General features: G+C 69.8%; 8 protein-coding genes. 4 read left to right on the top strand and 4 right to left on the bottom strand.

Features of this window, described 5'->3' with window-relative positions:
• Positions 1–4: 4 nt before the first annotated feature.
• Both QHF85_RS19705 and QHF85_RS19700 read right to left on the bottom strand, forming a co-directional pair.
• The gene (locus QHF85_RS19705) at positions 5–1,270 is read right to left on the bottom strand and encodes a sigma-54 dependent transcriptional regulator (RefSeq protein ID WP_281328775.1); all 1,266 of its coding nucleotides are present in this window, start codon (positions 1,268–1,270) and stop codon (positions 5–7) included.
• A complete protein-coding gene (locus QHF85_RS19700) occupies positions 1,267–2,604 on the bottom strand; it encodes an ATP-binding protein (protein ID WP_281328774.1) in 1,338 nt (445 codons plus the stop codon). The genes QHF85_RS19705 and QHF85_RS19700 overlap by 4 nt, the downstream gene beginning before the upstream one ends.
• Before the next feature lie 171 nt (positions 2,605–2,775).
• Between QHF85_RS19700 and QHF85_RS19695 the strand changes: the two genes are divergently transcribed.
• The 3 genes from QHF85_RS19695 to QHF85_RS19685 are packed head-to-tail and all read left to right on the top strand — an operon-like array spanning position 2,776 to position 8,410.
• Positions 2,776–4,092, top strand: coding sequence for a TolC family protein (locus tag QHF85_RS19695; protein ID WP_281328773.1), 1,317 nt, complete (start codon positions 2,776–2,778; stop codon positions 4,090–4,092).
• Positions 4,089–5,348 (top strand): efflux RND transporter periplasmic adaptor subunit, encoded by a 1,260-nt coding sequence (locus QHF85_RS19690; RefSeq protein ID WP_281328772.1) that lies wholly within the window; start codon positions 4,089–4,091, stop codon positions 5,346–5,348. Before QHF85_RS19695 ends, QHF85_RS19690 begins: the two co-directional genes overlap by 4 nt.
• Positions 5,345–8,410, top strand: a complete 3,066-nt coding sequence (locus QHF85_RS19685) for an efflux RND transporter permease subunit (RefSeq protein ID WP_281328771.1) — start codon at positions 5,345–5,347, stop codon at positions 8,408–8,410. The genes QHF85_RS19690 and QHF85_RS19685 overlap by 4 nt, the downstream gene beginning before the upstream one ends.
• Positions 8,411–8,428: 18 nt before the next feature.
• On the opposite strand, the gene QHF85_RS19680 is transcribed toward QHF85_RS19685, so the two are convergent.
• Entirely contained in the window at positions 8,429–9,343 is a 915-nt protein-coding gene (locus QHF85_RS19680; protein ID WP_281328770.1) for an STAS domain-containing protein, read from the bottom strand.
• Between the two features lie 146 nt (positions 9,344–9,489).
• A complete protein-coding gene (locus QHF85_RS19675) occupies positions 9,490–10,203 on the bottom strand; it encodes a hemerythrin domain-containing protein (protein ID WP_281328769.1) in 714 nt (237 codons plus the stop codon).
• A gap of 220 nt (positions 10,204–10,423) precedes the next feature.
• Here QHF85_RS19675 and QHF85_RS19670 point away from each other — a divergent pair, with 220 nt between their 5' ends.
• On the top strand, positions 10,424–13,498 hold the full coding sequence (locus QHF85_RS19670) for a PEP/pyruvate-binding domain-containing protein (protein WP_281328768.1): 3,075 nt from the start codon (positions 10,424–10,426) through the stop codon (positions 13,496–13,498).
• Positions 13,499–13,518: the final 20 nt, after the last annotated feature.

The raw sequence follows: 13,518 nt of genomic DNA, 5'->3' as shown, positions 1-13,518 counted from the left end.
CCGGCTACTTTCCTGACGGCGTCCCCGATCGCTTTTCGGAAAAACCGTGCTCTTCGAGCTTCGCGTAGAGCTGCGGGCGCGGAATGCCGAGGAGCTTGGCCGCCAGGGTGCGGTTGCCGTCGGCGCGCTGGAGCGCGGACACGAGCAGATCGCGCTCGAGGCGCGCCACGGCCTCGCGCAGCGGCAAGCCGAGGTAGCGGTTCGTGGGCTCGGTCGGAGACGCGGGGGTCGCGAGCTCGGGCGGGAGCGCATCCGCGTCGATGACCTCGCCGTGGCACATCTCCGCCGCGCGGCGAACCACGAGGAAGAGCTCGCGTACGTTGCCCGGCCAGTCGTGACGCACGAGCGCGGCCATCGCGTCCTCGGAGATCGCGCGCGCCCGCGTCCCCACGATCGCCCGCGAGACGAGCAGCGGGACGTCGCTCCGGCGCTCGCGCAGCGGGGGCACGGCGATCTCGAGGACCGCGAGCTGGTAGTAGAGCTCCGCGATCAGAGGAACCTCCAGCGAGCCGGGCGCGAGCCGCACGAGCGTGATGACGCGGACCGGCGGAGACGCAGAGAGCCACGCCGCGAACGCGCCCTGCGCCGCCGGCGCGAGATCGCCCGCGCCGTCGACGAGGACGGTCCCGCCCGCCCGCGCGCCCGCGAGCAGGCCGCGTAGCTCCGTGGCGTCCGTCGACGGGTCGACGCGCACGACGACGAGCGGCTCGCTGGCGCGGCTCGAATACTCGTGGATCGCGCGGGCCACGAGCTCCTTGCCGGCGCCGGCCTCGCCCTTGACGAGCACGGGGGCCTGCGAGCCGGCGGCGCGTCCGATGAGCTTCCAGACCGCGTGCATGGCCGCGCTCCGCCCCACGAGCGCCGTGCTCTCTGCGTGCGCCGAAGCGGCCGCAGGAGGCACGTGCCGCTGCTTGACGGCGCGCGCGACGGTGGCGACGAGCCGCTGCAGATCGAAGGGTTTCGTCAGGTAATCGAAGGCCCCGTCGCGCATCGCCTCGATGGTGCGCTCGCCGTCGTCGTACGCGGTGGCCACGATCACGGGCAGATCGCGATGCTTACCCGTCCGGAGCTCGCGCAAGAGCTCGAGGCCGCTGCCGTCCTTGAGGCGGATGTCGACCAGGGCGCAGTCGAAGCTGTTCGGCTCGGCGAGCCGCGTGCGCGCTTCGGCCAGGCTCGCGGCGGCCACGGTCGTGTGGCCCACGCGCGCCAGGGCCGTCGCGAGCCCGAGCCGGATGCCTTTCTCGTCGTCCACGATGAGCACAGTGCTCATGCCGCGCCTCCTTCGGCCGGAACGGAGAGCTCGAACCGCGTGACGCCGCCCTCGCGCTGGTACGAGAGCCGCCCGCCGCTCGCCACCGCGATGGCCCGCGACACCGCGAGGCCGAGCCCCGTGCCCTCGGGTTTGGTCGTGAAGAACGGCTCGAAGAGCTCGGCGACGCGATCCTCGGGGACGCCGTCGCCGTCGTCCTCGACCGTGAGCACCGACAGGCCCTCGCGCCGCTCGATCCGCACACGCACCTCGGCACCTGCGGGTGACGCCTCGACGCCGTTCTTGACGAGGTTGTCCACGGCGCGCGCGCAAGCGTCGGGGTCGACGACGGCGCGCGCGCGGCCGCTTGCGGTCAGGGTGACGCCGCGCTCCTTCGCCCACGTCGAGAGCAATTCGAGCCGCCGATCGACCACGTCCCGGAGCTCGGTGTCCACGCGCCGGCCGATCCGGCGGCCGCTGACGACCAGGAAATCCGTGAGGAGGCGATCGAGCCGCGTGATCTCCTCGTCCACCGCGTCGAGCTCGGCCACGACGTCGGTCGGGACGCCCTCCGAGGTGCGCGCCATGTCGACGCGCAGCTTGATCGACGCGAGCGGGTTTTTGACTTCGTGCGCGACGCCAGCGACGACGCGCCCGAGCGCCGCGAGCCGTTCTTGCCGGCCGAGCTCCTCGGCGAGCCGCTCCCGCTCGCGCTCGGCCGCCGCGAGGCTCGCCGCCAGGCTCGCCACGCCCTCGGCCACGCTCGACAGCTCGGCGAGCGCGGGGCGCGGCACCTCGGCCGTGAGATCGTCCTCGAGCGCCGCGAGCGAGCGCTTGAGCCCGCGCGCCCCCCGCGTGGCGGCGATCACGGTGCCGAGCGCGATCGCGCCGAGCAGCACGGTCGCCGCGGTGAGCACGCCCGCGATGAGGCGCCACGTCGCGACGAGCTTCGACATCGAGACGGTGTAGGCGGCCCAGAGCAAGCGGCCGTCCGCGCGCCGCCTCGCGCCGAGGAAGAGCGTGCCTTCCTCGACGTCGAGCGACCCGACCTCGGCCCGATCCCGCTTTGCGACCGCCGCGAGCGTGGAGAGCGCGCGATCGGCCTCGCTGGAGATGTCCGAGCGGATCGGGATCGGCCCTCCCGGGACGGCCGGATCCTGGGCCGTGCCGCCGCGCAGCCCGAGCACGGTGAAGCGCGCGGCGCCGCCGTTCACGTCGGGCTCCTCGGCCCAGCGGGCGAGCTCGCGTTGCACGAGGTCGCGTCCGCGCTCGAGGCGCTGCTCGCTCGACATGCGGATGAGGCGGTTCACCGACACCACCGAGACCCCGAACACGAGCGAGGCCAGGATCGTCACGGCTCCGAGCAGCCACCTCAACGACACACGCGGGAGCCTCATCAGGGGCCGCGCATGATGTCCCGAATCCTGACAGGTGTCATGGCCCGTGACGAAGCAGCGGACGGCCTCGATCGGGCCGAGCCTCGGCCCTCGCGGAGGCGGTAGAGGGGGAGGGCGAGGAGACGCTCGATGACGGTCCGAAGGTCGTTCCTGCCCATACTACTCGTCTCGCTTCTCTTGCTGCTGCCGCGCGGCGCGCGCGCCGGCTCGCTCACGCTCGAGCAGGCCGTGCGGCAGGCGCTCGCGCACCACGAGCGCGCCGGCAAGGCGCCGCTCCGCGTGGAGGCCGCCGAAGGCCAGCTCGACCGCGCGCGCTCGGCGTTCCTGCCGAGCCTGGTCGCGGGCGCCAACGCCACGGTCCGCGGGACCCCCGATCGGATCGGCCGCCAGCTCTTCGGCACGGGCACGCTCACGCTCACGCAGCCCCTCTTGAACCCCTCCGCGATCCCACAATACACGCAGGCCAAGCGCCAGCTCGCGGCCGAGCGCTGGGGCGCCGTCGAGGATCGGCGAAGCCTCGCCTTCGACACGGCGCGCGCATTCCTCGTCGTGCTCACCCGCGAGCGCGTGCTCGAAGCGGCGACGCGCAGGCTCGAGCGGGCCCGCGCCAATCAGCAGAACGCCGACGCGCGCGCGCAGGCGGGGCTCGCGAGCACGAACGACGTGACGCGCGCGCTCCTCGAGACCGCCGCGGCCGCGCGGGAGGTCGCGCAGGCCGAGGGCAACGTCGCCACGGCCTACCTGGAGCTCGGTTTCCTCGTGGGCAGCCCCGTCACGGGGCCGCTCTCGGCGCCGGATCGAACGACGCGCGCCGCGGAGAGCGGCGGCGTGCGGGCCGAGGACGAGGTCAAGCAAGCGGAGGCGCGCAGGCCCGATCTTCGCTCCGCCGCGGAGCGCACCGCGGCCCTCCGCGCGTCGGCCCAGGAGCCCTTGTATCGCCTCGCGCCCACGCTCTCGCTCTCGGCGCAGGTGCGCTTCAACCCCGCGCCCGCCCCGCCCGACACGACCCACGACGAGACGTTGCAAGTGAACCTCACGTGGCCGCTCTTCGACGCGGGCGCGCGCTACGGCGATCGCAAGACGCGCGTCGCGCAGGCCGAGAGCCAGGCCCTCGACGAGCGGCAGCTCCGGCGCAGCGTGGCGACCGACATCGGCATCGCGCGGGCCACGCTGAAGGCCGCGCGCGAGAGCTACCGCATCGCCGAGGAGGCGGTCGCGGCCGCGCGGAAGAACACGGCCGAGACCGAGATCCTCTACCAGCAGGGCCTCGCGCGGGCGATCGAGCTCGTCGACGCGAACGCCCGCCGCTTCGAGGCCGAGGTCGCGCTCGCCACCGCGAAGCTCTCGATGGAGCAGGCGTACCTGGAGCTGCGCTTCGCGCTCGGTCAGGGCCCCACCGACGACGACACCGAACGCTCTGCCGCGGCGGATGGAGGTGCGCAATGAAGCTCGCGCGTGTGCTCCTGATCCTTTGCTTGCCGCTCGCCGTGGCCTGCAAAGGCAAGCAAACCGAAGGCGGCGCGGCCGGTGGCGCCAAGCCTGGCCGCGAGGGCGGCGGCCTCGCGTTCGCCGCCGACGTCATGCCCGTCGAGGCCAAGAAGGTCATCTACACGGTGAACGCGCCGGGCACGATCGAGGCCTTCGAGCGAGTCCAGGTCACGGCCCGCGTCGCGGGCGTCGTCGACCGCGTGGCTTTCACGGAGGGCCAGGAGGTCAAGAAGGGCGACGTCCTCGTGGTCATCGACTCGGAGCGGTACCTGCTCGCGGTGAACGGCGCCAAGGCGGCGCTCGCCAAGACCGAGGCCGCGGTCCGCGACATGGAGGCGATGGTCGCGCGGCGCGAGGGCGCGAGCGGCATGAACCCCGGCCTCATCCCGGGCGAGGAGCTCGAGAGCTACAAGAGCAAGGTCCTCACGGCCAAGGCCGATCGCGACATCGCGTTCCAGGCCCTCCGCAGCGCGCAGCTCAACCTGCGCGACTCGTCCGTGCGCGCGCCCATGGCCGGCGCGATCCAGACGCGCACGGTCGAGACCGGGCAATACGTGCAAGCGGGCTACGTGATGGCCACGCTCCTCCAGAGCGAGCCGCTTCTCTTGCGCTTCCAGGTCGAGCCGCTCGAAGCGCCGCGCCTCAAGGTCGGGACGACCGCGACGTTCACGATGCGCGAGACGCTGCGGAAGTTCTCCGCGAAGATCACGCTCATCGCGGCGGCCGCCGATCCCACGACGCACATGGTCGCGGTCACGGGCGAGGTGAACGACGAGGGCCACAAGTACTGGCTACGCCCCGGCTCGTTCTGCGACGTCACCGTCGACATCGGCGGCCAGCGCGAGGCAGTGACGATCCCGCGGCTCGCGGCGCGCGCCACCGACCACGGCTACGTCGCATACGTCGTGGAGAACGGCGCCGCCAAGGAGCGCGTTCTCTCGCTCGGGATGAGCACGCAGGACGGCTGGGTCGAGGTCCGCTCCGGCCTCGCCGCAGGCGACGTGCTCGTCGTGCGTGGCGCCGAAGCGCTGACCGACGGCGCCAAGGTCCGCCCCACGACCATCACGCCCGAGGCGCTGCTCACGGCCGCCGCGCCGAGCGCCGCACCGCCGGCTTCGAACGGAAAACCCCCGGCCGATCCTGCGTCGGGCGAGCCTGCGCCGAGCCCGCCGCCGGCGCCGACGGGCTCGGCGAGCGCGGGGGTGCGGCCGTGAACCTCACCGACATCTCCATCAAGAACCCGGTCTTCGCCTGGATGCTCATGGCGTGCACGATCCTCTTCGGCATCGTCGCGGCCACGCGCATCGGCATCAGCCAGTACCCCGACGTCGACTACCCGAACATCAGCGTCAACCTCTCCTGGCCCGGCGCGTCGCCCTCGGCCGTCGAGCGCGAGATCGTCGAGCCGCTCGAACAGGCCCTCGCGCAGGTCGAGGGCGTCAAGGAGATCTCGTCCCAGGCGCGCCAGGGATCGGCGCGGATCACGGCGAGCTTCGACATCTCGCGCAACGTCGACCTCGCGCTCCAGGACGTCCAGGCCAAGGTCGCGCAGGCCCAGCGGCAGCTGCCGCGCGACGTGCCTGCGGCCACCGTCTCCAAGTCGAACCCCGACGACACGCCGATCGTCACCGTCGGCGTCTCCGGCCCGTTCTCGCGCCAGCTCCTCGCCGACGTCGCTCGTTACCAGGTCCAGGAAAAACTCCAGACCGTGCCGGGCGTCGGTCAGATCACGCTGAACGGCTACCTCGATCGCAACATCCGCATCTGGCTCGACACGAGCCGGCTCGCGGAGAAGGGCGTCGTCGCGAGCGACGTCATCGACGGCATCCGCCGCGAGCACGTCGAGGTCCCGGGCGGCCAGCTCGAAGCGGGCGGCCGACAGCTCAACGTCCGTCTCCTCGGCGAGGCGCTCGACGTCGAGGCGCTGCGCAAGCTCGTCGTGCGGCACGTGAACGGCACGCCGGTCTACCTCGAAGACGTCGCCGTCGTGGAGGACGGCTTCGAGGACGTGAACTCCGTCGCGCGGCTCGACGGCATCCCTCTGCAAGCGCTCGGCGTGCTCAAGCAACGCGGCACGAACGCCGTCGCCGTGGCGAGCGCGGTGCGCGAGAAGGTCGCGGAGATCCAGCGCAGCCTGCCCGAGGGGATGAAGGTCGAGGTCCTCTTCGACACGACGACGTTCATCGAGGAGTCCGTGCACGAGATCGAGATCGAGCTCGGCCTCGCGCTCGTCCTCACGGCGCTCGTCTGCTGGCTCTTCCTCGGCTCGCTCTCCAGCACCGTCAACGTGATCCTGGCGATCCCGATGTCGCTGCTCGGCACGGTGGCCGTCGTCTACTTCCTCGGCTTCACGCTGAACACCTTCACCTTGCTCGGCCTCTCGCTCGCCGTCGGGCTCGTCGTCGACGACGCCGTGATGGTCATGGAGAACATCTACCGGCACGCCGAGATGGGCAAAGCGCGCGCGAAGGCCGCGGCCGACGGCACCAAGGAGATCACGTTCGCCGCGCTCGCGGCCACGGTCGCCGTCATCGCGATCTTCCTCCCCGTCGTGTTCATGGGCGGCGTCATCGGCCGCTTCTTCTTCCAGTTCGGCGTGACGCTCTCGGTGGCCGTGATGCTCTCGTACTTCGAGGCGATCACGCTCGCGCCCGCTCGCTGCGCGCAGATCCTCGACACCTCGCGCGAGGGGCGGAGCGCCGTCGGCAAGGCCATGGATCGAGCCTTCTCCGCGCTCGAGCGCGCCTACGGCCGTGTGCTCGGCAAGGCGCTCGCGAACCCCTGGAAGGTCCTCCTCGGCGCGGCGCTGCTCTTCGTCGCCACGGGGTTCGTCGTCCCGCGGCTCGGCACCGAGTTCGTCCCTGCGCAGGATCAGAGCCGCCTCGACGTCCGCATCCAGACGGAGACCGGGACCAGCGTGCAGGCTGCCGCGCCGCTCTTGCAGCGCGCCGAGGAGAAGCTTGCGGCCCGGCCCGAGGTCACGCGCGTGCTCACCACGCTCTCGGCCTCGCGCGGTGTGATGAGCTTGACGCTCGTCCCACCGGGCGAACGCAAGCTCTCGGCGCAGGAGCTCGCCGCCGAGATCCGCCGCGATTTGCGCGGGATCGCCGGCATCCGCGCGTCGGTGCAGGATCCCTCGCAGCAGAGCTTCGGCGCGCAGCGCGGCTACCCCGTCGACTTCACGGTGCGCGGCGCGGACTGGGACACGCTCGTCACGGCCGCGATGCAGCTCAAGAACGACCTCGAAAAGAGCGGCGTCGTGACGGACGTGACGACCGACTACCAGATCGGCGCGCCCGAGGTGCAGATCGTGCCGGATCGCCGCCGCGCCACGGATCTCGGCGTCCCCGTGAGCGATCTCGCGAACACGGTGAGCGCGCTCGTCGGCGGGAACATCGTCGGCAAGTTCTCCACCGGGGGCCGCCGCGTCGACATCCGCGTGCGCCTGCTCGCCACGCAACGCTCGCGCCCCGAGGACCTCGGCGAGATCCGCGTGCGGGCGCAGAATGGAACCACGATCCCGCTCTCGCTCGTCGTCTCGCAGAACGAGACGGCGGTGCTGCAATCGATCAACCGCGTCGACCGGGAGCGCGCGATCCGGATCTCGGCGAACGTCGCGCCGGGGCACTCGCAGATCGAGGCGATGAACAAGGTGCAAGAGCTCTCGAAAGCGCTGCCGCTCGGGTATCGGTCGGTGGCCGGCGGGCAGGCGTCGCAGTTCGACGAGACCACGGGCGGCCTCGTATTCGCGCTCGTGATCGGGATCCTCGTCGCGTACATGGTGCTCGCGAGCCAGTTCAATTCGTTCCTGCACCCCGTCACGGTGCTGACGATCCTGCCGCTCGCGCTCTCGGGGGCGGCGATCGGCCTGCTCATCACGGGCAAGACGCTGAACATCTTCAGCATGATCGGCGTGCTCCTGCTCATGGGGATCGTCAAGAAAAACTCGATCCTCCTCGTGGAATACGCCAATCAATTGCGCGAGCACGAGGGTTTGTCCGCGCGCGAGGCCATGCGCAAGGCGGGCCCGCTGCGCCTGCGGCCGATCCTGATGACCACGATCGCGACGATGATGGCCGCGGTGCCGGCCGTGCTTGGCATCGGGCCGGGCACGGAGACGCGGAGCCCGATGGCGGTGGTGGTGCTCGGCGGGCTCACGGTGTCGACGCTGCTCAGCTTGCTCGTGGTGCCGGCGTTTTATCGGGTCGCCGACGACATCAAAGAGAAGCTGCGCCCGAAGGCGGCGCCGGCCGAGGTGGAACAAACGTCGGGTTGAGCAGCTCCGCCCGACCTTTCAATCGTCGAACCTGGAACGAGCCCGCTCGCCGATGCTCCGGATGGCCAGGGCGAGGCCGTCGCGGAGCGTCGCGAGCGTGCGCACGTGCGACAGATCGAGCCCGAGCGAGATCATCGTCTGCGCGACGACCGGCCGGATCCCGGTGATGACCCCTTCGGCGCCGAGCAATCGAACGGCGCCGAGAATCTTCAAGATATGGCCCGCGGTCGCCGTATCGACCACGTCGACGCCCGTGAGATCGAGAATGGCGAAGCGCGCTTGCGTCCGCGCCACCGCGGCGAGCAGATCCTCCGTCACGCGCGCGGCGCGGCGGCTGTCGACGACGCCGAACATCGGGACGGTGAGCACGTGATCCCATACCCGGATGATCGGCGTCTCCAGGTTCCGGATCACGTCCTGCTGCCGCTCGATGAGCGCGAGCTTGGCGATGAGCTCGGCCTTCGTCCGCATGGATTCCGTGACGTCCAACGAGAGCGTGACGACCCCCGTCACGCGTCCCTCGGCGTCACGCATCGGGGTATGCCAGCTTTCCCAGACGACGCCGTGCGCTTCGACAATCGCGTGGGCGGGTGCGCCGGACAGCGCTTTTTTCAGGCCGTCGTGGCTGCCCCCTACGAGAACGTCGAATACGTTTTGACCGAGGAACTGGCCCCGCTGGTGCCCGACCAGATCGAGCGCCTTGCCGTCATGAAAGGTGAACGTGCCCTGGGCATCGACGGCCCACACGACGATATCGAGGTGATCGAGCAAAACGCGGAGCACCTGCGCCATCTCGAGCCTGTGGAAGGGCCCTTCCGAAGGCGGCGCCTCGTCGGGGACCGTCCTTTCGAGGCGCGCTTCGAGCTCCGCCACACGCGCCCGCAGCGCCTTGCACTCCTGCTCCAGATCGTGACGTGTCAGGGGGCCTCCCATTTGCGACCTGTGGGTCGCCTGCCGAGCCTGGACATCGGCGCAGAAAGGGAGAGTGCAGCATATTCGAGTAAACCTCGTTTGAGGCGCGTGTTAACAATTGTGAAGTGCGTTCGTCGTGCAGGATGCTCGTGGTGAGCTTTCCCGCCTCAGCGCGGCGTGAACATGGCCAGATCGTGGATGCCGAGGGCTTGCTCCATCCTGGCCACGTCGGCGACGGCGTCCTCGAAGCCGTGTTCGCCGAAGAGCGCGTGTTCGCGGTCCTCGAAGGCCTCGCCGAGCGCCTCGTACTCGTCCTTCGAGACGATCGACCGGAATGCAGGGAACAGCACGGTGTCCTCGCGCGCCTCGTGCGGCCGGTACATCCGGACGAACTGCCGCAGCACCGTCACGAGCCTCCCGCGATCAACCTCTTTCGACGTGGCGAGCCGCCGGACCTCGTCCGTCAGGCGGCGCCCCTCCTCGTGCTGGCTCCGGAGCACGCTCACGAGCTCGACGAGCTTGCCCGCCTGCATGAATCGGGGGAAGAGGTGCTCCTCTTCGAGCTTCTCGTGATAGTCCTCGATGAAGCGCCGCAGGAGCCCGGCCGCGCTCGTGAGGACGTCCATGGGCATGTCCTCCGTCGATTCGAGGCGGCGCGCGGATTCGTCGTACACGAGCAGGACGCGGCTCAGGACGCCGTGCTCGCGCATCAAGTCCTCCGCCGGGGACACTTCCGGCTCGCCTTGGGCATCCTTTCGCCCCTGGACGTGCGGAGATGCGATCGAGGCGGACGGACCGGCGCAGCCCCCGACGAGCAAGCCCGCGCCGAGAGATCCAGCGGATCGAAGAAATGTCCGACGCTGGCGATTTCCACGATCCATCACCGACACCTCCTGCTTTCGTGCATCACGAATTCGATCGATATCGAGATGCGGCCGCGGCAAGGCACGGTCAAGGCCAGCGGGGTTGCGCCGTCCGAGCAGGATTTCCACGCTGATCCAACCTGTGCCACGCCTGGCGCCCGTGTCCCGCCTCCCGACGCGTGTCGCCTCCCTCGCGTCGGAGATTTTCCGGGGCACGGCCGTTGCTCATCCGCCCGGCATGAAACGTAGTGTTTTGCGGCGTGCCGCAATCTTGCTCCTCGCGCTCTCGAGCACCTCGGCGCTCTGGGCCTGTGGCGATGACGGTGGTCAACCGAGCCCCGGCTCCGGCGGCGGCGACCAAGGCGGCGGCGACCAAGGCGGCGGTGGCCAGGGTGGCGGAGATCAAGGCGGCGGCGGCCAGGGCGGGACCGGCGGGTTCGAGTGGCCCGTCGATACCTATCCCATTTCGATTACCCCGTCCGATACCTGGAAAAACCAGATCTCGTACCCCTACGAACCCTTCCTCTCGCAGCCCAACGCCAACACCATCGATGGCGGCGTCCGGTGGGTCAAGTTCACCGTCCTGATGCACGACCCGACGAAGGTGTATTTCCAGGACAGCTACCCGTACCCGTTCCACGCCCCCTTCGCGGTCGAACGCCTCGATCCGTTCTTCGGCATGTCGGTCGCCGAATACAACGACGTCTCGCTGCACGCCGAGGGCCAGAAGGCCATTCTCGGCGCCGTGCTCATCCCGCCCGATCCGGCGCGCTTCCCGGAGTACGGCATCCAGCTCGTCCGGCAGGACGCCTACGACCCCGAGATGGCGCGCGTCGTCCTCGATCTCGTGAAAAAGAGCGTCGTGGCCGAGGGGAGCGTGCAACCGTTTTATTTCCCCACGTACGAGCAGAACGCCTCGGCGCAGGAGAACCAGAGCTTCTTCGCCAATGCGGGCTTCCCCGTGAGCAGCGTCGAGCGGTGGACCGGGGGCAGTCAATGCTATTCCGCAGGCTGGGCGCTCGGCAAGCTCCGCTACGTGCCCACCGATCAGATCGAGGCCGCCTACACGAACGGGACGTTGAAATCGGAGGACATCCTCCTCACCGATGCGATCCCCGCGGAGCTGCCTTATCTCGCGGGGATCGTCTCCCTCTCGCCGTCGACGCCCAATGCGCACACCGCCATCCTCGCGACCTCGTTCGGCATCCCGTTCGTGTACCTCGGGAGCGAGGCGGAGCGCGAGCACGCCAAGACCCTCGACGGCAAGGAGATCATCCTGCGCGCGAAAAACCGGTACGTCCGCTGCGACGCCGGGCTCTTCGACGTGGACGGCGTGCTCACGGCCGCCGATCGTGACGCGCTGCTCGCGCAGAAGAAGCCGGATCCCCTGGCATTTTCCCCCAAGCAGACGCTCGGCGCGATCGCCCGGAGCACCGACGATCTCGGCCCGGCCGACATCGTTCATTTCGGCGGCAAGGCCGCCAATTACGGGCTCCTCCGCGACGTGATTCCGAACGACTCGCAGGAGGCCCTCGCGCTCTCGTTCGACCTGTGGGACGGCTTCCTCGACCAGACCATGCCGGGCGGCAAGACATTGCGTCAGGAAATCGGCGAGCGGCTCGCTGGCTACCAGTACCCGCCGAACCTCGCCGCCCTCAAGGCCGATCTCGCCGCCATTCGCGCCCGGATCGAGGACGACGCGACCTTCTCGGATGCCCAGCGGCAAGCGGTCATCGCCGCGCTCGGCTCGTTTGATCCGGCGCGCAAGATCCGCTTCCGCAGCTCGACCAACGTCGAGGACAGCGACGCATTCACGGGCGCGGGCCTCTACGACAGCGCGAGCGGCTGCCTCGCGGACGACACCGACGCGGACACCACCGGCCCGAGCCATTGCGACGCGAACCAGAGCGGCGAGCGCGGCGTGTTCCGCGCGCTCCAGAAGGTGTACGCGAGCTTCTACAACGACAACGCCTTCATCGCGCGCCTGCTCTACGGCGTGAACGAGAGCGACGTCGGCATGGGCGTGCTCGTCCATTACTCCTATCCGGACGACGACGAGATCGCGAACGGCGTCGCCACGAACGTGCGCCGCAGCGATCCGATCGACGACATGAAAATCGTCTCGCAGGTCGGCGCGCTCAGCGTGACGAACCCCGAGGGCGGCGCGCTCCCCGAGGTCGTCCACGGGTTGCGATTCCAATGGGGCACCATGTTCGATACCGTCTCCGGATCGAGCCTCGTGCCGCTCGGGGGCCACGTGATGACCTGGGAGGGCGATTACGTGAAGCTCGGCGAGCTCCTCGGCAAGGTGGCGGATCGGTTCGCCGAGGTCCATCCCGGCAAGCAGACGTTCGCGCTCGATTACGAGTACAAGAAGATGAAACCCGACGGTGCGCTGCTCATCAAGCAGGTGCGCGAGCTACCGCTGCCGGACGACAAAGCCTCGCTCACGCCTTTCCTCGTCCCCGAGCCACGCGCGGTCTGTGTCTACCAGGGCGAGCAGAGCGACGTCTTCGCCCTCCATCGGCTGAAAGCGCGCGCGTCGCTCCGGGCGCGCATGGGGTTCGTCGACGCGGCGAGCCTCGCGGCCGGGACCTTTTATGACGGCGTGACGTTCGCGCACCTCTCGCCCAATGGCGTCGAGACCCTCACGGGGAGCCCGGGGACGTGGCCCTCCGCCGCGCACACGTTCCAGGCGGACCAGACGGTCGATCTTTTCACGTCGGGCAGCGGCGCGGACGCGCGGACCTTCGAGATCATCACGACCCCCGTGCCCACGCTGCTCTCGCCGTCCGAGGGCCCCATTCTCGCGCTCCGCGACATGGAGGTCCATGTCGCTGCGGAGTACGCGACGCCGGTCCCGTACGTCGACTGGGATGGCAATCCGGCGAAACGCATTCGGGACGAGGCCATTCGCCTCACGGAATGCACCGACGAAGGGCCACTCCCGGTGGGATCGTCGATGCAGACGCGGACGATCGAGGCCGGCGGCGTGAAGATCGTGACGAAGTATTACTGGCCGGCGCCGCCGACCGGCGTCGTCGCCGGATACACCGCGCCGCTCCTGCGCTGGGAGGAGACGCAGATCGAGGGCCTCACGGCGGCGCCCATCGTGCTCAAGGGGCATTTTTCGCAAACGTACCGGCCGCAGCACCACAACTTCTCCGAGGATTTCCTCTTCGAGCCGGCCCTCGAGGAGGGTTTGCCCGCGGAGGTGCTCGCCGAGCTCGCGGCCAAGGGGATCCGGCAGATCTACGTGCAGGGCCTCGTCATCGGCACGATCGACCCGACCGGGCAGGTGAAACAGGTCTAAAGACGGCCCTCCTCGCTCAC

Origin of the sequence: Polyangium sp. 6x1 (assembly GCF_029946515.1) — a bacterium.
GTDB lineage: Bacteria > Myxococcota_A > Polyangia > Polyangiales > Polyangiaceae > Polyangium.
This window is presented reverse-complemented; position numbering and strand designations above follow the sequence as displayed.